Origin of the sequence: Geodermatophilus sp. DF01-2 (assembly GCF_004571065.1) — a bacterium.
GTDB lineage: Bacteria > Actinomycetota > Actinomycetes > Mycobacteriales > Geodermatophilaceae > Geodermatophilus.
This window is the reverse complement of record NZ_SPQN01000002.1, coordinates 1-20571: the sequence shown is the minus strand read 5'-3', so window position 1 is coordinate 20571 and position 20571 is coordinate 1. Positions and strand designations below refer to the sequence as shown.

Here is a 20571-nt window from a genome sequence, read left to right as displayed (position 1 = left end):
TAGTGGGCGTCATGGTGGAGCGGGATCGCATCGACCCGGACGTCCTGCACCGCCGTGCTCAACTGGCGGCGCTCGCCGGCCTGGCCCGCGGCGACGACGTGCCCGACCTCATGGTGGCGGTGTCCGCGAACGACGTCCGCGGACACTTCACCCCGGACGTAGCGATGCTGGAGCTGGCCGGCACGGCGCTCGGGCTCGCCTGCCCGCCTGGTGTCGAGCCGCTCGCCTACGAGGGCCTGCGCGAGCGGTACCTGCCGGAGGTCCGGTTCCGTGGCCGGGTCGAGCACCGGAACAATCAGTACGCCCTTTACGTCGCCGCCTCCATGCGCGGCGGTCTGGAACCCGACCTCTCGAGCGACGCCGGCTGGTGGCAGACGCCGCTGTGGACCTACGCCCTCTACGCCGTCACCATCTACAGCCGGGCGGCCGCGGACCGCCTGGGTGTGACGCTCGGGGAGGTCGCCGCGCGGATCGCCCAGCGGCACGGGTTCCAGCTCGCCGCAGGTGCTTCGCCCACTGACTGATGGGGGTGTCCCTGCCGTGACGTGTCGGTCGGGATGGTGATGCGAGTGTCCAGTGCGTGTCTTCTGGTTCCTCTTGCAGCCCACCGGACGGGCCTGTCCGTCCCGTACGGCGAGGGACGAGACAACCGGCCTCTGACTCGGTGAGGGATCCCCACCGGGACCAGGGGCGGCGTGGTGGACTCTGCGCCCAGGCTCCACACTCCTGGCACGCTGATGGGCTCCTGGCACGCTGATGGGGAGGTGGGAACCGTCCGATCCGGCTGTGGCGGGCCCAGTGGCCGCAAGCCAAGGGCTTCGGTCGTTGTCCCGATGCGCGCGTCGGCGGGGCTACTCTCCGAGCATGTCTTCCGCCGAGCAGCAGCCCGAGGTCCTGGACCTCGTGATCGGCGCTGACGGCTCCGGCGTCATCGACGCGACTCAACTCGCTCGTTTGGGCGTCGAGCCAGGTACTCACCTGAGCGTCGTGCCCGTCGGACGGACTCGGGCGGCGGAGCGCCGCCGCCCTGTGCGCGGAGCCCTGGCCGGCTCGGGGCCAGCCCCGAGCCCGGACGACTTCGAGGCCGCTAGTTCCGCCGCTGCCCGGGACTCGGCCGATCGCTACCGGGACGGCGGTGCCTGGGACACGGCGACCCGGTGAGGGTCGTCGCCGACACCCACGCGCTGGTCTGGTATCTGCTCGACGACCCGGATCGCAGGCTCTCCCCGGCTGCGCTCGTCGCGCTGGAGGACGCGGAGTCGACCGACGGCATCTCTGTCTCCGTCGCCTCCGTGGTCGACCTCTGGTACGTGGTCCGCACGCGCGGAACGTTCACCGACGATCAGCTGGGCCAGGTCGTAGGGCTGCTTCGCGACCCCGAGTCCCCGCTCGAGGTGGAGCCGATCACCCTTGAGGTCGCTGCGGCGTTCCAGGAGATTCCCCGGGACAGGCTCGGCGATCCGTGGGACCGCTTCATCACCGCGGCCGCGATGGCCCTCGGCCTGCCTCTGGTCACGCGCGACCGGCGCATCACCGAACTGGGGTTCGTGGAGACGATCTGGTAGCTCGAAGCGCCTCGATCAGCAAGCACCTGTGGGTGCGCAGCGCCAAGGGGCGGTCCTGTCCCTGGTCCCTCGAGCGCCACACGCGGGAGTTTTCGATGACCTCGCCCGGACGGCAACCATCGCGGAGAGAGGCCGCCGGGCCACCCCGCAGGTCAGAAACCTGAAATCTGTGAGGGAGTGCGCCATCAGGGACTCGAACCTCGAACCCGCTGATTAAGAGCCGGTATTCCGTGCCATTCTGCGCCCATTCCGGGCGGCACGTCGCTGCTGCTGAAGGGGCTGTCCCGCGTCGCTGACCTGCGGTGGCGGGAATGTTGGTGATGATTGGCTGGCGTCGGCTGGAAATGGCTGGAGACGGCTCTGCTGCGGACTCCCTGCGGACAGCTGCAATTGTTCGTTCCACTGGTGGCCGCGATCGACAGGCGCCGGCGGCAGGCGCCGGCGGCAGCGTCGTGCGGGCCTGACGGTGGCCAGCATCGCGCGGCGGCCCAACGGGCGCTGGCGGCCGCGCTACCGCGACGCGGCGGGCAAGGAGCACGCCCGGCACTTCGAGAAGAAGGCGACGCGCAGGCGTGGCTAGACTCGGTCACCACCTCGGTGCTCACCGGCGCCTACGTCGACCCCAAGCGGACCCGGGTCACCGTCGCCGAGTGGGCCGGTCAGTGGCTGGAGAGCAAGGTCGACCTCAAGCCGACGACGCGGCGCTGCTACGAGACCTCGCTGCGGGTGGACATCCTCCCGACCTGGGGCCCGGTGCGGCTCGGCGACATCACCCACCAGGGCGTCGCCGCCTGGGTGGCCCGGCTGTCCGGGTCGGACAAGAGCGCCTCCACCGTGCGCCACGCCCACCGGGTGCTGTCGCTGATCCTGGGCCTGGCAGTGCGCGACGGCCGGCTGGCCCGCAACCCCGCGGTCGGCGTGCCGCTGCCGCGGAAGGTGGGCGGCGAGCAGATCTTCCTCACCCACGCGCAGGTCGACGACCTGGCCGCGGCCGCCGGCCGGGACCGGCTGGCCATCCTGTTCCTGGCCTACACCGGCGTGCGCTACGGCGAGATGGCCGCACTGCGGGTGCGCAACCTCAACCTGCTGCGCCGCCGCGCGCTGATCGCCGAGGCGGTTGCCGACGTCAACGGCCACGCGGTCTTCGGCACGCCGAAGAACCACCAGCGCCGCCAGGTGCCGGTTCCGCGATTCCTGGCCGAGGAGCTCGCCGCCCACGTCGCCGGCAAGCAGCCCGGCGACTTCGTGTTCGCCGCGGAGAAGGGCGGCGTGCTGCACCTGCGCAACTTCCGCCGCGAGAGCTTCGACCCCGCCGTCCGCGCCGCCGGCCTGGACGGGCTCACCCCGCACGGGCTGCGGCACACCGCCGCCTCGCTGGCCATCGCCAGCGGAGCGAACGTCAAGGTGGTGCAGACCATGCTCGGCCACCAGTCGGCGACCATGACTCTGGACCTGTACGGCCATCTGCTGAACGACCAGCTCGACGAAGTTGCCGACGCGATGGACGCCGCGCGCGCCGCCGAGGCGGCGGCGCGTCGGCCGGCCGGGACCGTGGCGGCGCTGCCCACCGGTCGCTCGGTCGGCGGCCCGGTCGCATGACGCCCACCTGCGGGCGTCGCGGTTCCCGGCGATTGCGGCCTCAGGCCGACGCCGCGCAGGAGGCGTCTCGGGCAGCGCGTTCGGTCGTCGGCGTGGACCGGCCGCTTTCCACCCCCCGAGCAGGATGCCGGCTGCCTTGGTCGCCGGAAGGGCGCTGTCGCGTCGCTGCGCGATGGGCCTTCGGCCCATCCTTCCCCCGACCTGCGCCAGCCGGCGGGAGACGGGTTGTGGGATGCGGCCAGGAGTGCGGGACGCCACCCGGGGGCCGCGAGGACGGTCCTGCCGCGGGGCCTGCTCGAGCCGGTCGCGCACGCTGAAGCGAACGGCGACCTCCGTCGTCCAGGAGGGCTGTGGACGACGAACGAGCCATCCACAACTACCGGGATGAAGCGCGCGGGCGGCACCGCGGTCGCCCACTGTCCTCGCCAGGGGACCGGCGCCGATTTCGAAGGCCGTGGCGTCCGTCAGACCCGAGAGGACACCCGATGAACGACGCCAACAACAGCTCGCAGGACGGACTCCGCGCGGCCCCTGGATGACCCCGGCGCGGGCTCGGGAACTGGCCGCCGCGGCCGGCAACCTGTACCACCAGCTCCGTGAGGCCGATCTGGCACGCGACGCCGACCCCGACACGGCTCGGTGGCGCGCCGGCTGGCGGTTGGACGTCGCCGCCGGAGGTCTGCACAGCGCCGCCGAGGAGCTGCTGGACACCGCCGACGAGCTCATCCGACTGGCCGCCCGGCGGACCGACGCCTGTTCCGTGCCGTGGGGCGCCTGCCCCGAGCACGGCGCGACCCTGCGGTCCACCGCAGGGCGCTGCTGGTGCACCACCCCCGGCTGCCTCCGCCGGTGGTTCCACGACCGACTCGGCGAGCCGTGCGCCGAACCGGTCACCCAACCCGTCATCGACGCCGACGGCGATCGGCTCGACCTTTGCGACGGGCACGCCACCGACGCCCGGACACGCATCGTCGGCGCCGCGGTGATCCCGCTGTCTTAATCGATGGCTCGGACTCCTCATGGTTCGTACCTGATAAGGTATGGTCACGTTCGTGGCCGTCAGGGGACCGAAGCGGACTCGGGATGCGCAGGCGTTCGCCGGGAACCTACTCAAGCTCGCCCGGACCAAGACCGGCGTGAGCCAGGCCGAGCTGGCCCGCCGGGCCGGCGTGCCCGCGTCCACGGTCTCGAAGATCGAGAACGGCCAGCGACAACCGAGCTTTCCCCTGCTCGACCGGCTACTCGCCGCCGTCGACCTGGAGATGCGCGCGCGGCTGGAGCCCTACGACGACCACGACGACGTCCTCGACGCTCGCTACGCCGCCGTCGGTCCCGAGCAACGCGCTCGCCTCGACGCTCAGCATGACGCCATGGTGGAGGCATTCACCGACGCCCGGCCTGTCTAGCCTCGCCGGTCATGGTCGCGGGACAACCGTTCGACGCCGAGCCGGTGCTGGCCGTGCTCGAGCGGCACAACGTCGAGTTCGTCGTCGTCGGCGGCTACGCCGCCCGGCTGCACGGGGCGGCCCGACCCACCAGCGACGTCGACGTCACGCCGCGCACCACCCGAGACAACCTCGACCGGTTGGCGTCCGCACTCCGCGAGCTGGGCGCGCGCATCCGCTCGGACGCCCACCCGGACGGCTTCCGCTTCGACGTCTCCGGTGAGTCGCTGGCCGGTGTCCGGATGCTGCAATCTGCAGACCGACCACGGTGACCTGGACCTGGCCATCCGGCCGGCGGCCTTCGAGAACGGCTACGACGACCTGATCGACCGGTCGACGATGCACATCGTCGGCCCCGGTTGCAGGTGCGGATCGCTGCACTCGATGACGTCATCAAGTCCAAGGAGACCGCGGCGCGCCTCAAGGACCTCCAGGCGCTGCCCGAGCTCTACCGGCTGGCCGGCAACCCGGCTCCGGCCAGCCTTCCGGCGCCGGCCCAGAAGGCCGCCGCCACGCCCTCGAGCAGGCCGACCGCCGCCGAGCGCATCGCCGCGGCCCGCGCCCAAGCGCAGCGCCGCCAGGACATCGACGGCGAACCGGGTGTCGAGCGCGACCGATGGGCGCCTTCGACTCCGACGTCATCGCCCGCCGACGTGCACCAGGCAGCCGCCGAGTTCACTACGCGTGCCCGAAGGGCAGGGGTGGACGAGGAGACCATCGGTCTCCGTTCAGCGCTCGTCGCCGTGCGCTCCTGACGCCGGTCGCGATTCGGCCGGTGTGACAAGACCCGAAGATCTCGCCCCTGTCTGCAGGTCGGCATCAGCCGCAGCGTGTCCCGGTTGAAGCACCCCCACGGGACCGGTCACCGGGCGGGTCTTACGGGACGGCGTCCGGGGGATACGTACCCCGTCCGGCGATGTTCCCGATTGAGGTTCCCTTCCGTACGCAGCATCCGCTTGGCGCGGTGGTCAACCGGCCCTCGGTGTGGTCTGACCGATCAATCTTCCGCGCCGTGTTGGTCTCTACGCCGAGTACCGCCTCGCGGGAGGCTACGCCATGCGGAAACTGACCTTTGGCATGAACCTGAGCCTGGACGGCTACATCGCCGCGCCCGGCGACGACCTCGGCTGGAGCGTGCCGAGCGACGAGCTGTTCCAGTGGTGGTCCGACCGGGTGGGGGCGACGGGCCTGGCGCTGTACGGGCGCAAACTGTGGGAGACGATGAGCTCCCACTGGCCGACCGCCGATCAGCAGCCTGGCGCCACACCGGCGCAGATCGAGTTCGCCCGCCGCTGGCGGGACATGCCGAAGGTGGTGTTCTCCTCGACGCCCAGCGCGGTCGACTGGAACGCCCGCCTGGCCACCGGCGACGCGGTCACCGAGATCACCCGGCTCAAGACCGAGGATGGCGGTCCCATGGACGTCGGCGGCGCCACCCTCGCCGCGGCGGCCATGCGGGCCGGGCTGATCGACGAGTACGCGATCGTCACCCACCCGGTCCTGGTGGGCGGCGGCACGCCGTTCTTCACGGCCCTGGACAACTGGGTGAACCTGAACCTGGTGGAGACCCGGACGTTTCCCGATGGCGTGCTCCTGACCAGGTACGAGACCAGGCGGTGAATACCCGACCTCGGATCGGCGCGGGCTCGGGCCACCCAAGGATCTCGTAGCCGTTAGGAGCCCTCGCCAGTCGGCGTGGTCGCGCTGTTCGGCGTGGCTGATCGTTGAGGGCAGGCACGAGGGCCACGCTCGCGAAGGTGCTAACGCTCCGTGAGATGTGGACCGCTCGTGCCTGCCGTCCCATCGTGCATCCTTGACCCGCTGCGCGAGGAGTTCCTCGCCCTATTGCCTGTGCGTGTCGATGAGCACCCGCTGGGCTGTCACCGACCCCGGATCGACGACGCGGTGGTGTTCGACAAGCTCGTCGAGGCGCTGGTCTTCGGCGCCGGATATGAGCGGATCGCCGACGGCAGCTGTTCGGCGACCACCATGCGCCGACGCCGCGACGAGTGGATCGCCCTGGGTGTGCTCGACCGGCTGCGACTGGCCTGCCTGGACGCCTACGACAAGATGATCGGCCTGGACCTGGGCGACGTGGCCGTCGACGGCTGCATCACCAAAGCCCCGTGCGGCGGCGACTGCGCCGGCCGCAGCCCGGTCGACCGCGGCAAGGGCGGGCTGAAGCGCTCGCAGCTGTCCGACGGAGGCGGCATCCCGATGGCCACGGTGTCCGCGCCGGCCAACACCGTCGACCACGCCCTGCTGGGCCAGGCCCTGGACGCGCTCAAGGACTTTGCACCGCTACCGGCCGATGCGACGGTGCATCTGGACGCCGGCTATGACTACCGGCCCTGCCGAGAGGCACTCGACGAGCGCGGCCTGCGCGGCCAGATCGCTCATCGCGGCGAACCCGCCCCCATCCAGGTCGGCAAGCGATGGGTGGTCGAGCGGACCCACTCCTGGCTCAACGACTTCGGCAGACTCCGCCGCTGCACCGAACGCCGCCGCGCCTGCGTCGACGCAAACCTCAGTGGTCAGAGCGGTGTCCGCGCTCAGGTCCACATCCACGCGCGCCTTCGACCTCCTCGATCGTTCGCTTGATCGGACCGTAGCGGCAGTCGGTGCGCGACCCCGGACTCTGACGACACCTCCATGACGGGTCGGCGACGCTCGTGAGGCGACGGCCTCAGGACCGCCTGGTGAGCAGGGTTGCGCTGGCCAACCGTCAGGCGTGCCGTGGGCTCGGCCAGGCGTCGTAGAAGTGCCGACCGCGGACTTCTGCGGACCGTTTGCGGACAGCTGGGCGGTCCGGCGCCTCGTCGATCTTGGCGGTGAGGGATGAACCCGCAGGTCAGCCGCGTGCTGTGTGGGTGCGCCATCAGGGACTCGAACCCCGAACCCGCTGATTAAGAGTCAGCTGCTCTGCCAATTGAGCTAATGGCGCGTGCCGGCCGGGCGCGCCGGGCGACGGGGGAGAACGATACCAGCGCCGTCCGGCCCGCCGGTGGGTGGTCCCGAGACCTGACGGCCGCTCCCGTTCGGCACCTCCCGGTGGACACTGGTGGGTCGGTGCAGGTCGGCCGTCAGGGGGGACGCCGACCCACGACGCGGAGAGGATGGCGATGCGACGGACGTCGGCGCTGGTCACGGCGGGGGCACTGGTCCTGCTGGCGGGGTGTCAGGGGGGTGGCGACGGCGGGACGGCGGCTGCGCCGACCACCGTGGAGGCGACCCCGGCGTCGGTCGAGGTGTCGCCGGCCGACGGGGCGACCGACGTCTCGCCCATCGTCCCGCTGGAGATCTCCGTCACGGACGGTGAGCTCACCGACGTGAGCGTCGTCGACGGCGCCGGCGCAAAGGTGGCCGGTGAGGTGGCCGACCCGCCCGGCGACCCGGCCGTCGACGTCTGGACGCCGGAGGCACCGCTGGAGTACGGCACCAGCTACACGCTCACCGCGACCGCCGAGGGCGCGGACGACGAGCCGGCCGAGGCCACCACCACGTTCACCACGGTCACCCCGGACACGCTCTCCACGCCGTCCATCGGCCCGCTGGACGGCCGGACCGTCGGCGTCGGCATGCCCATCCGGGTCTGGTTCGAGGACCCGGTCGCCGACAAGGCCGCCGTCGAGAGCCACCTCCGGGTCACCAGCTCCACCCCGACCGACGGCGTCTGGAACTGGTTCAGCGACACCGAGGTGCACTTCCGCCCGTCGGAGTACTGGCCGGAGAACACCGACGTCACGCTCGAGGCCGACCTCTACGGCGTCGACTTCGGCGACGGCGTGTGGGGCGAGAAGGACCGCACGATCGACTTCCGGATCGGCGAGCGGCACGTCTCGATCGCCGACGCCGCCACCCACCAGATGCAGGTCTACGACGGCGACCGGCTGGTGCAGACCTTCCCGATCAGCGCCGGCAGCCCCGAGAACCCGAGCTACAACGGTCCGCACGTGGTCACCGAGATGAACCGGCACATGGTCATGGACTCGAGCACCTACGGCGTGCCCGTCGACAGCCCGGACGGGTACCGCACGCCGGTCGAGTACGCCGTCCGGCTGTCCAACAGCGGCGAGTTCGTGCACGCCGCACCCTGGTCGGTGGCACAGCAGGGGCGGGAGAACGTCTCGCACGGCTGCATCAACATGTCGACCGAGAACGCCCGCTGGTTCTTCGAGTTCTCGCAGCCGGGCGACGTCGTGGAGATCCGCAACTCCAGCGCCGGCACGCTGCGCTCACCCGTCTACGACTGGACGATCCCGTGGGAGCAGTGGCAGGCCGGCAGCGCGCTCGAGTGAGCTGACGGCCGTTTCCCCAGGCCACGCCGGGGGAATCGACCATCCCGGTTCCCCGAGCGGAGGAGAGTGCCGTGGACACCTGGGTGATCGTGCTGATCGTCGTGGTCGCGGTGGCGTTGCTGGCGGTGCTGGCCCTCGCGATGGCCAAGCGCAACCGGATCAACGGTGCGCGCAAGCGGGAGCAGGCCCGTGACCACCTGCGCGAGGCGGAGCTGCGCGCCGCGCAGGCCGAGAGGGAGCAGGCGGCGGCCGAGGAGCAGGCCGCCCGCGCCCGGCGGAAGCGGGCCGAGATCGAGGAACGAATCCGGGTGGCCGAGCACGAGGCGGTGCAGCGGGCCGCCACGGCGCAGGAGCACGCGTCGGCTGCCGAGGAGCTGCGCGCCAAGGCCGAGAAGCTGGCGCCGGGCCTGGCCGACGAGCACGGCCGGTATGCCGACGGCCGCGCCGCGGAGGCCGCCGGCCCCGACCAGCCCACCGGCGGCGCCACCCGCCGCTGATTCTGTCGCCCCCCGGGAGTTTCATCTCCCGCGGGGCGCGCCGGCGCCCCGCCCGACGACCGGAGGGGCGCCATGACCGACCTGCTCGCCATCGGCACGCGCAAGGGCCTGTGGCTGGCCCGCAGCGACGACGACCGCCGCACCTGGAGCCTGGACGAGCCGCACCTGCTCGCCCAGGAGGTCGCGGCGGTCTCCATCGACACCCGTCGCCCCACGCCGCGCGTGCTCGCCGGCATCCAGTACGGGCACTGGGGCCCGACCGTCATGTGGTCCGACGACCTCGGCGCGAGCTGGCAGGAGACCGACTCCGGCGCCATCCGCTTCCCCGAGGACACCGGCGCCGCGCTGGCCCGTGTCTGGCAGCTGCGTCCCGACAGCGCCGACCGGCCCGACGTGGTCTGGGCCGGCTGCGAGCCGCACTCGCTGTGGCGCAGCACCGACGGCGGCTGCAGCTTCGACCTCGTCCGCGGCCTGTGGGACCACCCGCACCGGCCGACCTGGGAGCCCGGCGGAGGGGGAGGGGCGGTGCACACCGTGCTGCCGGACACCGCGTCGGACCGGGTGACGGTCGCCATGAGCACCGGCGGGGTCTACGTCAGCGAGGACGGCCGCACCGGCTGGACGCCGCGCAACTCCGGCATCAGCGCGGTGTTCCTGCCCGAACCGCCGCCGGAGTACGGCCAGTGCGTGCACAAGGTCGCCGTCGACGCGGCCGGCCCGGACCGGATGTACGCGCAGAACCACTTCGGCGTCTTCCGCACCGATGACGCCGGGAGGGCCTGGACGTCGATCGCCGAGGGTCTGCCGGCCGACTTCGGCTTCCCGATCGTCGCCTCGCCGTCCACCCCCGGCACCGCCTGGGTCGTGCCGCTGGTGGCCGACATGCAGCGGGTGCCCCCGGAGGGCCGGCTGCGGGTGCACCGCACCCGCGACGCCGGCGAGACGTGGACCGCGCTCGGCACCGGCCTCCCCGACGACTTCTGGGCGGCGGTGATGCGGGACGGGTTCTGCGCCGACGAGGCCCGCCCGACCGGCCTCTACGTCGGCACCCGGGACGGCTGCGTCTACGCCAGCGCCGACGAGGGCGACACCTTCGCCCTGGTCGCCGACCACCTGCCCGACGTGCTCGTCGTGCGCGCCGCCCGGATCGACTGATGGGCGTGCAGGTGGTGCTGCCCGGCGTCCTGGCCGACCTGGCCGGCGGGACCAGGCACCTGGAGGTCGACCCGGGCGGCGGGACGCTCGCCGAGCTGCTGGACACGCTGGCCGCCGTCCACCCGCTGCTCGGCCGCCGGATCCGCGACGAGGCCGGCGCGCTGCGGCGGTTCGTCAACGTCTACGTGGACGGCGACGACGTCCGGTACGCCGGTGGGCTGGGCACCGCCGTGCCGGACGGCGCCGTCGTCCAGGTGCTGCCGTCGGTGGCCGGGGGCTGAGCTACAGGGCGGCCAGCGCGGTGCACTCCGCGCACAGCTGGGAGCTGTCGTAGTCCTCCGGCGGCCACACGATCTGCTCGTCCACCGCGACGTAGGCGCCGCACAGCGCCTTGCGGCTGCGGCCGTTGACCTTGCCGATCGTCGCGTGCGCCGGACCGATCTGCCGGGGGATGAGGCCCTCCGCACTGCCCACCGAGCCGACCATCACGACGGCGTGCGCGGTCCCGTAGGAGTAGGCGAGAGTCATGGCCCCAGGGTCACCAGCGGCGCCCGCGGCGGGCCAGCACCCCGGCGAGCGTGTCCGGTGCATCCGCCACATCCGTCGCGCCCGTCCCACGGGACCTTCGCCGATCTCGTCGGGCGCGGCTGCGGGGTCGGGCGCAGGATGGACGGCGGGCGGCCGGGCAACGGGCCGTTCCCGACGAGACGACACAGGGGGAGTTCCACGTGCTGTCCGATCGAGCGCGCCCGGTGGTGGAGGCGACACTGCCGCCGGTGGCCGAGAACATCGGCGAGATCGCCCGGCGGTTCTACGAGCACATGTTCGGGGCCCAGCCGGAGCTGCTGGACGGGCTGTTCAATCGGGGTAACCAGGCCGAGGGCACCCAGCAGATGGCCCTGGCCGGGTCGGTGGCCGCGTTCGCCAGCGCCCTGGTGAAGACGCCGGAGCAGCTGCCGGAGCAACTGCTGAACCGGATCGCGCACAAGCACGCCTCGCTCGGGCTGCACCCCGACCAGTACCGGGTCGTGCACGAGCACCTGTTCTGGGCGATCGCCGACGTGCTCGGCGACGCGGTCACGCCCGAGGTCGCCGCCGCCTGGGACGAGGTCTACTGGCTGATGGCCTATGCCCTCATCCACCAGGAGCGGGGCCTGTACAGCGCTCGCGGAGTCCGTCCGGAGACCGTCTGGCGGGACTGGCAGGTCGAGGAGAAGGTCGCCGAGACCGACGACGTGGTGACCTTCCGGGTCCGGCGGGTCGACGACCGGCTGGTCAAGACCTCCCTGCCGGGCCAGTACGTGTCGGTCAAGGTCCGCCTGCCCGACGGCGTCCACCAGCCGCGGCAGTACAGCCTGACCCGCGCCGACGACGGCGAGCACCGGCAGTTCTGCGTCAAGCGGGTCCGCGGCGGGGACGAGCCCGACGGCGAGGTCTCCAACCACCTCTGCGACACCGTGCAGGTCGGCGACGTCCTGACCCTGTCGCTGCCCTTCGGTGACGTGGTGCTCGACGACTCCCGGCCGGCGGTCTTCGCCAGCGCGGGCATCGGAATCACCCCGATGGCGGGCATGCTGTCCCACCTGCGGCACGCCGGATCCGGGCTGCCGATCACGCTGCTGCACGCCGACAGCGACGAGGCGTCCTTCGCCCTGCGCGGGCAGGTGCTCGACGACGTCCGCGCGCTGCCGAACGCGAGGGCGCACGTCTGGTACGAGTCCGGCGCCGACAGCGCGCTGCCGGTCGACGGCGTGCACGCCGGAACGATGGACGTCGGCGCGGTCGACCTCCCCGACGGGGCGGCCTACTACCTGTGCGGTCCGTTACCGTTCATGCAGGCGGTGCGTAGCGCCCTCGTCGGGCGCGGCATCCGGCCCCAGGACATCCAGTACGAGGTGTTCGGGCCCGACCTGTGGCAGGCCGACTTCCGCACCGAGCCCGCACCCGGGAGCGGCGCGGACGTCTGACCACCGAGACAGGAGGACGTCGGACGGCGCGGGGACGGAGGTGCTGGTGGACATCCCGGCGATGCGGGCGAGCTTCGCCAAGGCGGCCGCCACGGGGGACGAGGCTCCCCTCTACTTCTACGCGCACCTGTTCCTGAGCCACCCGGAGACGCGCACGATGTTCCCCGTCTCGATGGCCCACCAGCGTGACCGGTTCTTCCACGCCCTGGGCGACGTCGTGGCGCACGTCGACGACCTCGACCGGGTCGTGCCGGTGCTCCAGGCGCTCGGCCGCGACCACCGCAAGTTCGGCGTCGTCCCCGAGCACTACCCGGCGGCCGGCGCGAGCCTGCTGGCGACCCTGCGCCACTTCGACGACGAGTGGAGCCCCGAGCTCGAGCGGGACTGGTCCGACGCCTACGGGCTGGTCGCGAAGGTCATGATCGAGGCCGCCGCCGAGGCCGCCGACCAGCCCCCGTGGTGGGACGCCGAGGTCGTCACCCACGAACGTCGCACCGTGGACACCGCAGTTCTGTGGCTGCGGCCCGAGCCGGAGTTCCCCTTCCGGGCCGGACAGTCGGTGTCCCTGGAGACCGACGTCCGGCCCAAGCTGTGGCGCTACTACTCGCCGGCCAGCGCCCCCCGCCAGGACGGGCTGATCGAGTTGCACGTCCGGGCCTACGACGGGGGCCCCGTGAGCACCGCCCTCGTCCGCCGGGTCGGCTCCGGTGACGTCCTCCGCCTCGGGCCGCCGATCGGGCACATCTCCTTCGACGCCGAGTCCGACCGCGACCTGCTGCTGGTCGCCGGCGGCACCGGTCTCGCGCCGCTCAAGGCCGTCGTCGACCAGGTCGCGCGCCACGGTCCGCCCCGGCGGGTCGACCTGTTCGTCGGCTCGCGCACCGAGGAGCGGATCTACGACCGGGCCGACCTCGAGCGGCTGGACGAAGAGCACGGCTGGCTGACGGTGACCTTCGCCGTCTCCCACGACGACCTGTCGACGCTGGAGCACGGCGACGTCGGCGAGGTCGTCGTGCGGCACGGTCCGTGGAACAGCCGCGACGTCTACGTCGCCGGGCCGGCCCCGATGGTCGAGGACACCACCGCGCGGCTGGTGCAGGCCGGTGTCCGCCCCGAGCGCATCCGCAGCGAGGTGTTCGCACCCAGCCGGCTGAGCCCCAGCCTGGACGGAGAGGTGACCGAGTGACCGTCGACCAGCACGGGCGGGGGCACGCCGAGCGGCGTCTGAGCCCCGCCGACGTCCGCAACGTGTCCCTACCCCGGGCCACCATGCTGCGACCCGGGTACAGCGACGTCGAGGCGGACCGCTTCCTCGATCGGCTGGCCGACGAGCTGGCCCGGCTGCACGCGGAGAAGGCCGAGCTGCGCGACGAGGTGCGCGCGCTGCAGGAGCAGGTGGCCGGTGCGGCCGCCGCCCCGGAGCCGCCGAGCGACCAGGCCGTGCGCATCCTCGCGACCGCGCAGCAGACCGCGGACAGCTACGTCGCCGAGGCCGAGGACTTCAGCCGGCAGATGACCGCCGACGCGCGCGCGCAGTACGAGGAGCAGCTGCGCCAGGCGCGGGAGAACGCCGGCGCCATCATCTCCGCGGCTCAGGAGGCGGCAGCGCGGCTGACCTCCGGCGGGCGTCCTCCCGCGGCGGACGCTTCCGGTGCCGGGGAGCGGACCGCCGAGGAGCTCGAGGAACAGGTGGCCTACCTGCGGGCCTTCGGGCAGGCCTGCCGGACGCAGCTGCGCGCCTACCTCGAGGCGCTGCTCGCCGACGTGGAGGCCGAGTGGGGCCGGGCCGACCCCGGGGCCCTTCCGACGGCACCCCCTCGGACGCCGGCGCCGAACGTGGCACGGGAGGTGTCGAGGGACGACAGCGCCGCCGACGACGACCAGCGCACCAGGACGTCGGCGGCCGCCCCGGAGGCCAGGACGCGGAGGTGACCGTGTCGCCGTGCCCGGCGGGACGCCGTCAGCGCCGGGCGTCGAGGTGGCCGGCGAGGGTGTCGGCGAAGCCCTCGGCCACGGCGAGCTGCTCGCGCAGCGCGGTGACGCGGGCCGTGGCGGCCTCGTGGAACATCCGCAGCCGGTCGAGCAGCTGCGCCCGTCCGCCCGTGCCGGCGTCGAGGTCGGCCAGGAGGGTGAGCAGCTCGCGCATCTCCTCCAGGGCGAAGCCCAGCGGCTTCATCCGCTTGATGACCTCGAGGCGGGCGACGTCGTCCTCGCTGTAGAGCCGGAAGCCGCCCTCGGTGCGCGCTGTGGGGACGACGAGGCCCTCCTCCTCGTACCAGCGGATGGTGCGCAGGCTCAGCCCGGTGCGCTCGGCGACCTGGCCGATCTGCACCAGCTCGCTGCGCGGCGTCCCGGTCATCCGTCCTTCATACGCAACCTGGTGCCCGGCCGCCGGCGTGCCGCGCATCAGTGGGCCCCGGCGAGCTGGCCGGTGTGCCGCTCGTACCGGTCGGCCGAGTGCCCGGTCAGGCCGACGATCTCCACCTTCTTGCCCCGGGTCCCGTACTTGTGGGTGACCGCGTCGAGGACGGCGACGGTGGAGGCGTCCCAGACGTGGGCGTCGGACAGGTCGATGACCACGTTCCGCGGGTCGTCGTTGTAGCCGAACTGGGAGATGAGGTCGTTGCTGGAGGCGAAGAACATCGCGCCGTGCACCGAGTAGACGCGGGTACCGCCCTCCGGGTCCAGGACGCTGGTGACCTCCACCAGGTGGGCCACCCGGCGGGCGAAGAGCACGCAGGCGACCAGGACGCCGACGCCGACACCGATGGCCAGGTTGTGGGTGAACAGGGTGAGCGCGACGGTGGAGAGCATCACCGCGGTCTCGCTCCGGGGCATCCGGTGGATGGTCCGCAGGCTGTGCCAGTCAAAGGTGGCGATCGAGACGAAGACCATCACCGCGACGAGGGCGGCCATCGGGATGATCGCGACGACATCGCCCAGGACGACGACCAGGAGCAGCAGGAAGACGCCGGACAGGAACGTGGACAGCCGGGTGCGGGCCCCGGACCTCACGTTGATCATCGTCTGGCCGATCATGGCGCAGCCGCCCATGCCACCGAAGAAGCCGGTGACGATGTTGGCCACGCCCTGGCCCCAGGACTCGCGGGTCTTGTCCGACCCGGTGTCGGTGAGCTCGTCGACCAGCTTGGCGGTCATCAGCGACTCCATCAGCCCCACGAAGGCGACGCCGAGGGCGTAGGGTGTGATGATCGCCAGGGTCGCGTAGGTCAGCGGGACGTCGGGCAGCGCGAAGAAGGGCAGGCTGTCGGGCGGTTCGCCCTGGTCGCCCACGTCCGGGATCGTGAGCCCGGCGGCCACGGTGAGCCCGGTGAGGACGACGATCGAGATCAGCGGAGCCGGGACGACGGTGGTCAGCCGGGGGATCAGGAAGATCATCGCCAGGCCGGCGGCGACCAGCGGGTAGACGAGCCACGGCACGTCGACCAGGTGCGGCACCTGGGCCATGAAGATCAGGATGGCCAGCGCGTTGACGAAGCCGACCATCACGCTGAGCGGGATGAACCGCATCAGCCGGGCGACACCGGCCGCGGCCAGCAGCACCTGGAACACCCCGCCGAGGATGACCGCGGCGAGCAGGTACTCCAGGCCGTGGTCGCGGGCGAGCGGTGCGACGACGAGCGCGATCGCGCCCGTCGCGGCACTGATCATCGCCGGGCGACCGCCGGTGAAGGCGATGACGACGGCCATCGTGAACGAGGCAAACAGCCCGACCCGCGGGTCGACCCCGGCCAGGATGGAGAAGCTGATCGCCTCGGGGATGAGCGCCAGCGCCACGACGAGGCCGGCCAGGACCTCGGTGCGGACGACCTTCGGGGAGAGCCAGGCGGGGCGGCGCAGCCGCGGCTCGGGCGGGGCAGGCAGGACTGAGGACATGGATCCGTCTCGGTCTGTGCGCCGTCACCGGCGCGAGCGGGCAGCACCGGGTGCGGTGCCGGATCGGTGGAGTGCATCGGTGCACCCGCGGGGCGACGCGCCGGCCGGGAGCAGCGATGCCGGTCGGCATCTGCCCACCGGGGTCATCGGTGCCGGTGATCGCGTCGCCGGTGTCCACGGCAGTCTGCCGGGAACTCGTCCCTGACGTCAGGGTCAGGTGGTGAGCCGTTCGTCACTGTTCGGCAGGGGAAGGCCTCGATCGTCGTCATGCCTCCGCCGGCCCGCGCCGAGCGCCGCGTCGGCCTGGCCTCGGCGGCGATCAGCTGGTCCTCGCCGACGCCGCTGAGACCAGGGTCTGTGTGCTCCTCAGCATCCGGGCGTGCGCGGAGCGCGCCCCCTGGCCGGCCTCGGCTTGTTCACCCTCACCGGGCAGGCCTGGCTGGACCCTGTCGCGGGGTTCGTGATCGCGGCCTTCGCCGTCCCCGAACGGCGGGAGGCGTGGAAGGAGAGCTCGTCGAGGGCGACGACGACTGACCTGCCTGTTCTGCGTCTGGGCTACGCCGGGCGCGGCGCATACATGATCACCGCGACACCGACGAGGCAGGTCAGCGCGCCGATCACGTCGTAGCGGTCGGGTCGGAAGCCGTCGACGACCATCCCCCAGGCGAGGCTGCCGGCGACGAAGACGCCGCCGTAGGCGGCGAGGATCCGACCGAAGTTGGCGTCGGGCTGCAACGTGGCGACGAACCCGTACGCGCCGAGCGCGACCACGCCCAACCCGATCCACAGCCACCCCCGGTGCTCGCGGACGCCCTGCCAGACGAGCCAGGCGCCGCCGATCTCGGCGACCGCGGCCAGGACGAACAACAGGATCGAGCGCGCGACGGTCATGGTCCGCAGCGTGTCAGGTGCCGGCCGCGCGGCGCGGTGACGCCCAGGCCGTCGTCGGCGCTCGCGCCGGGAAACGGAAGAGGCCCCGGTCAGTCGCCTGACCAGGGCCTCTCCGCGCGGGGTGAGTGACGGGGCTCGAACCCGCGACACCCAGGATCACAACCTGGTGCTCTACCAGCTGAGCTACACCCACCACGTCTCCCGGACGGCCGCTTCGGCGAGCGGGTCGTCCGGGGAACGGGCCCACGATACCGGAGACCCTCAGGCGCCCGACGCGGCCGGGGGGGCCTCGCCCGGGGAGCCGGCGTCCTCGGCCGCGAACAGGTCCGCGAACGACCGGGTGACTCGGGAGGCGACCGCCTGCGCCTGGGACGTCGAGGGGCCGGGGCCGTCGACGAAGAGCGTCTGCCGGTAGTAGGCGAGCTCGCGCACCGACTCGATGATGTCGGCCAGCGCGCGGTGCGCCAGCCCCTTCTGCGGCTGGGCGAAGTACACCCGGGGGAACCAGCGGCGGGCCAGCTCCTTGACCGAGGAGACGTCGATCATCCGGTAGTGCAGGTGGTCGTCGAGCTCGGGCATGTCCCGGGCGAGGAAGCCGCGGTCGGTACCGATCGAGTTCCCGCACAGCGGCGCCGTCCGCCGCTCGGGCACGAACCGCTTCACGTAGGTGAGCAGCTGCTGCTCGGCCTCGGCGACGGTGAGCGTCGAGGCGCGGACGGCGTCGGTCAGCCCGCTCTTGGCGTGCATCTCGGCGACGACGTCGACCATGCCGTCGAGGTCGGCGTCGTCGGCGGAGATGACCAGGTCCAGGCCGGGGTCGAGGACGTTGAGCTCGGAGTCGGTGACCAGCACCGCGACCTCGACGAGCTTGTCCCGGGTCAGGTCCAGCCCGGTCATCTCGCAGTCGATCCAGACCAGGTGTCCTGCGCTGTCCGCCACGAGCGCCGACCCTACGTCCCGCCCGTCCCGGCTGCCCTCGCCCGTACCGCATCCGCCACTCCGGGGCCACTCGGAGGCCCGGAGGAGGGTCGCCCCGGGGCTAGGCTCCGCCAGGACGGCCCCGAGACCAGGAGTCCCACCGTGCCCTACGCCGCCCCCGCCGTGACCGCCGGAGCGGTTCCGCCGGCCCCGGGGTCCGCTGCCGCCGCGCTCCGGCACCCGTTCGACACCCTCCGGTGGCTGTGGCCCGCCTACGTGACGCCGGGGCAGCCGGGCCGGCCGACCACCCAGCGGGAGCTGCGGTGGATCTACGCGGCCTGGCTCGGCGCGTTCCTGCTCAAGATGCTCGGCTCGTCGTGGGACGTCTCCTGGCACTTCAGGTGGCTGCGCGACGACCTGGCCCCGCCGCACCTGCTCAACACCGCCGGCACCGCGGTCGTCGTCGCCCTGGTGCTCTTCCACGGCTACACCGGCTACGGCGTCGACCGGCGCGCCCTGCGGCTGATGCAGGCCGGCACCGCGACCTTCCTCGTCGCCGTCCCCGTCGACATCGTCAACCACCGCATCAACGGCCTGGACATCACCAGCTGGAGCCCCAGCCACGCGCTGCTCTACCTCGGGACGGCGCTTCTGCTGGTCGGGGTCGTCCGCGGCTGGTGGCTGTACGCCGCGCCGGGCCGGGTTCGGGACGTCGTCGCGCTGGGCCTGTGGCTCTTCGCCGTGGAGAACGTCCTCTTCCCCAACCAGCACCAGGAGTACGGCGTCCTCTCCCTGCAGGCCTACCAGGCCGGCCGGACGACGGCCGAGCCCCAGCTGCTGGACTTCGCCGCCGCCCAGGGCCAGACGCCGGCGATGTTCATGCTCCCGGTCCCCGCCTGGGTGCACCCGGCCTGGCTGCTCTGCGCCGGGCTGCTCTCCCTCGTCGTCGCCCGGCGGGTCACCGACCTGCGCTGGGCCGCCACCGCGATCGCCGGCACCTACCTGGCCTACCGGGCGGCGATGTGGCTGGGCCTGGTGGCGCTGGACTTCCCGCCGTCGGTGCTGCCGCTCGCGCTGCTGGCCGGTGCCGTCGTGGTCGACCTGGCCGTCACGCGCCGGCTGCCCGGCTGGCTGGCCGCACCGCTGGTCGCCGGGGCGACCTACGCGGCAGGCGCGGGGCTGGACGCCATCGGTTTCCTGCCGCCGTGGGACTGGCGGGCGGAGGTCGTCCTGGCGACCGCCGGGGCGTTCACGCTCCTCTGGGCGGCGGTCGACGCGGCCGCCCGCAGGCGGTGGCCGGCCACCTGGCCGGCGCCGGTGGAGCCCGGCCGTGAGGCCGACGAGGAGGTGCCCGCCCTCTCGGCGACCGGCGGCGCGCCGACCCGCTGAAGAGCGGGACCGGCCCGTCACATGACGTAACGTCGGTCGAGAGCCCCTCCCGGTGAGGCGTCCGGATTCGGCGCCATCCGCGGCCCGACCGCCGCCCCACCGCCACCCTGCGACACCGCCCCGGAGGACGACGTGCTGGCCCTCACCCCCACGCCGCTGCAGACGGCGGGGGAGCGTGCGCTCTTCGCCGAACTGGCCCGCTGGGACACCGGCGGGGCGGTCCGGGGCGCGGTCGTCGCCTCCCTCCCGGTCGTCGACGGGCCGATGGGCCGACGGCTGTCCGACGCCGTCCTCTTCGTCCCCGAGGGGATCGCCGTCGTCCGGGTGGCCGAGGTGGTCCGGCAGAGCGGCGTGGTGACCGCGCTGCCCGAGGGGTCCTGGACGGTCGGCCCCGAGGCCGGCCGGCCGGGCGACGTGCTGCAGCTGGCCGGCGGCGGGTCCACGCCGCTCGACGGGCTGATGCGGGCCGGGATGGACGCCGCGGTGCGGCTGCGCCGATCCGGCCTGGAGCCCGGCCGGATCGCCCGCCTCACCGTGCTGGTCGGCGACCTCACCGGCCTGGTGCCGGTGGACGGCGACCTGGGGGAGGGCGACCAGGTCGCGCTGCTGGAGCCGCGCTCGCTGCTGCTCGGCATCGCGCGCTCGGCCCGCTACACCGGCGTCGACAACCCCCGCCTCTGGACGACGGCCGACGTGCGCGCCGCGCTGGAGGCACTCGGCCTGGCCGGCCGGACGCCGACCACCCAGCAGCTCAACGGCGAGGGCTTCCCGTACTCGCCCTACGTCCTGCGCACGCCCGGGCTGCTCGCGCCCGCCGCGATGGCGGCCGGGCCGCAGTACGCCGCACCCCAGGCCGCCCCGCAGGCGCCCGCGCCCGGCCCGGCCGGCCCGCCGTCCCCGCACCACCGGGCTCCGCAGGCCGCGCCCCCGGAGCCCGGCCGCCCGAGATC

At 72.9% G+C, this 20571-nt stretch carries 22 protein-coding genes, 2 tRNA genes and 2 pseudogenes; 19 read left to right on the top strand and 7 right to left on the bottom strand.

Annotated elements, in window-relative coordinates; translation table 11 throughout:
- Window positions 1-11: 11 nt before the first annotated feature.
- The 10 genes and pseudogenes from E4P41_RS00945 to E4P41_RS00900 form a co-directional block, all read left to right on the top strand.
- Window positions 12-524: a hypothetical protein gene (locus tag E4P41_RS00945; protein ID WP_135139010.1), complete on the top strand. Its 513-nt coding sequence runs from the start codon at window positions 12-14 to the stop codon at window positions 522-524.
- Window positions 525-864: 340 nt separating this feature from the next.
- A complete protein-coding gene (locus tag E4P41_RS00940) occupies window positions 865-1161 on the top strand; it encodes a hypothetical protein (RefSeq protein ID WP_135139009.1) in 297 nt (98 codons plus the stop codon).
- Window positions 1158-1565: a type II toxin-antitoxin system VapC family toxin gene (locus tag E4P41_RS00935; RefSeq protein ID WP_167760861.1), complete on the top strand. Its 408-nt coding sequence runs from the start codon at window positions 1158-1160 to the stop codon at window positions 1563-1565. Before E4P41_RS00940 ends, E4P41_RS00935 begins: the two co-directional genes overlap by 4 nt.
- Before the next feature lie 597 nt (window positions 1566-2162).
- Window positions 2163-3164, top strand: a complete 1002-nt coding sequence (locus tag E4P41_RS00930; RefSeq protein WP_245177026.1) for a site-specific integrase — start codon at window positions 2163-2165, stop codon at window positions 3162-3164.
- Between the two features lie 535 nt (window positions 3165-3699).
- On the top strand, window positions 3700-4164 hold the full coding sequence (locus E4P41_RS00925) for a hypothetical protein (protein WP_167760860.1): 465 nt from the start codon (window positions 3700-3702) through the stop codon (window positions 4162-4164).
- A gap of 52 nt (window positions 4165-4216) precedes the next feature.
- Window positions 4217-4570, top strand: coding sequence for a helix-turn-helix transcriptional regulator (locus E4P41_RS00920; protein ID WP_245177025.1), 354 nt, complete (start codon window positions 4217-4219; stop codon window positions 4568-4570).
- 11 nt (window positions 4571-4581) lie between these two features.
- On the top strand, window positions 4582-4881 hold the full coding sequence (locus tag E4P41_RS00915; protein WP_135139005.1) for a hypothetical protein: 300 nt from the start codon (window positions 4582-4584) through the stop codon (window positions 4879-4881).
- Window positions 4882-4974: 93 nt separating this feature from the next.
- Window positions 4975-5364 carry a hypothetical protein gene (locus E4P41_RS00910; protein WP_135139004.1) on the top strand — a complete coding sequence of 130 codons (390 nt, stop codon included), beginning with the start codon at window positions 4975-4977 and terminating at the stop codon, window positions 5362-5364.
- Window positions 5365-5665: 301 nt separating this feature from the next.
- Entirely contained in the window at window positions 5666-6229 is a 564-nt protein-coding gene (locus tag E4P41_RS00905; RefSeq protein ID WP_135139003.1) for a dihydrofolate reductase family protein, read from the top strand.
- 168 nt (window positions 6230-6397) lie between these two features.
- Window positions 6398-7141, top strand: a pseudogene (locus tag E4P41_RS00900) (IS5 family transposase); the annotation flags it as partial.
- Between the two features lie 339 nt (window positions 7142-7480).
- Here E4P41_RS00900 and E4P41_RS00895 read toward each other — a convergent pair.
- Window positions 7481-7553: transfer RNA gene (locus E4P41_RS00895), tRNA-Lys, on the bottom strand.
- A gap of 178 nt (window positions 7554-7731) precedes the next feature.
- On the opposite strand from E4P41_RS00895, the gene E4P41_RS00890 reads away from it, so the two are divergent.
- The 4 genes from E4P41_RS00890 (at window position 7732) to E4P41_RS00875 (ending at window position 10840) form a co-directional block, all read left to right on the top strand.
- Window positions 7732-8907 (top strand): Ig-like domain-containing protein, encoded by a 1176-nt coding sequence (locus E4P41_RS00890; RefSeq protein WP_245177024.1) that lies wholly within the window; start codon window positions 7732-7734, stop codon window positions 8905-8907.
- A gap of 71 nt (window positions 8908-8978) precedes the next feature.
- Window positions 8979-9404 carry a hypothetical protein gene (locus E4P41_RS00885; RefSeq protein ID WP_135139000.1) on the top strand — a complete coding sequence of 142 codons (426 nt, stop codon included), beginning with the start codon at window positions 8979-8981 and terminating at the stop codon, window positions 9402-9404.
- Window positions 9405-9476: 72 nt separating this feature from the next.
- Window positions 9477-10559, top strand: a complete 1083-nt coding sequence (locus tag E4P41_RS00880; protein WP_135138999.1) for a sialidase family protein — start codon at window positions 9477-9479, stop codon at window positions 10557-10559.
- Window positions 10559-10840, top strand: a complete 282-nt coding sequence (locus E4P41_RS00875; RefSeq protein WP_135138998.1) for a MoaD/ThiS family protein — start codon at window positions 10559-10561, stop codon at window positions 10838-10840. The genes E4P41_RS00880 and E4P41_RS00875 overlap by 1 nt, the downstream gene beginning before the upstream one ends.
- 1 nt (window position 10841) lies before the next feature.
- On the opposite strand, the gene E4P41_RS00870 is transcribed toward E4P41_RS00875, so the two are convergent.
- Window positions 10842-11087 (bottom strand): hypothetical protein, encoded by a 246-nt coding sequence (locus tag E4P41_RS00870; protein ID WP_135138997.1) that lies wholly within the window; start codon window positions 11085-11087, stop codon window positions 10842-10844.
- Between the two features lie 200 nt (window positions 11088-11287).
- Here E4P41_RS00870 and E4P41_RS00865 point away from each other — a divergent pair, with 200 nt between their 5' ends.
- The 3 genes from E4P41_RS00865 to E4P41_RS00855 are packed head-to-tail and all read left to right on the top strand — an operon-like array spanning window position 11288 to window position 14458.
- On the top strand, window positions 11288-12526 hold the full coding sequence (locus E4P41_RS00865) for a globin domain-containing protein (RefSeq protein ID WP_135138996.1): 1239 nt from the start codon (window positions 11288-11290) through the stop codon (window positions 12524-12526).
- A 46-nt stretch (window positions 12527-12572) separates the two neighbouring features.
- Window positions 12573-13712 carry a globin domain-containing protein gene (locus E4P41_RS00860; RefSeq protein WP_135138995.1) on the top strand — a complete coding sequence of 380 codons (1140 nt, stop codon included), beginning with the start codon at window positions 12573-12575 and terminating at the stop codon, window positions 13710-13712.
- A complete protein-coding gene (locus tag E4P41_RS00855) occupies window positions 13709-14458 on the top strand; it encodes a DivIVA domain-containing protein (RefSeq protein WP_245177023.1) in 750 nt (249 codons plus the stop codon). Before E4P41_RS00860 ends, E4P41_RS00855 begins: the two co-directional genes overlap by 4 nt.
- Before the next feature lie 28 nt (window positions 14459-14486).
- Here E4P41_RS00855 and E4P41_RS00850 read toward each other — a convergent pair whose 3' ends face one another.
- From E4P41_RS00850 to orn, 5 genes are all read right to left on the bottom strand, one after another.
- Window positions 14487-14885, bottom strand: coding sequence for a MerR family transcriptional regulator (locus tag E4P41_RS00850; RefSeq protein WP_135138994.1), 399 nt, complete (start codon window positions 14883-14885; stop codon window positions 14487-14489).
- Between the two features lie 47 nt (window positions 14886-14932).
- Entirely contained in the window at window positions 14933-16423 is a 1491-nt protein-coding gene (locus E4P41_RS00845) for a SulP family inorganic anion transporter (RefSeq protein WP_135138993.1), read from the bottom strand.
- 555 nt (window positions 16424-16978) lie between these two features.
- Window positions 16979-17314 (bottom strand): YnfA family protein, encoded by a 336-nt coding sequence (locus E4P41_RS00835; RefSeq protein ID WP_135138992.1) that lies wholly within the window; start codon window positions 17312-17314, stop codon window positions 16979-16981.
- Between the two features lie 120 nt (window positions 17315-17434).
- Window positions 17435-17507, bottom strand: a tRNA-His gene (locus E4P41_RS00830).
- 68 nt (window positions 17508-17575) lie between these two features.
- Window positions 17576-18253 carry an oligoribonuclease gene (gene orn, locus E4P41_RS00825; RefSeq protein ID WP_135138991.1) on the bottom strand — a complete coding sequence of 226 codons (678 nt, stop codon included), beginning with the start codon at window positions 18251-18253 and terminating at the stop codon, window positions 17576-17578.
- Between the two features lie 141 nt (window positions 18254-18394).
- On the opposite strand from orn, the gene E4P41_RS00820 reads away from it, so the two are divergent.
- Window positions 18395-19621 carry a hypothetical protein gene (locus E4P41_RS00820; RefSeq protein ID WP_245177022.1) on the top strand — a complete coding sequence of 409 codons (1227 nt, stop codon included), beginning with the start codon at window positions 18395-18397 and terminating at the stop codon, window positions 19619-19621.
- A 132-nt stretch (window positions 19622-19753) separates the two neighbouring features.
- Window positions 19754-20571 (top strand): annotated as a pseudogene (locus E4P41_RS00815) (hypothetical protein); the annotation flags it as partial.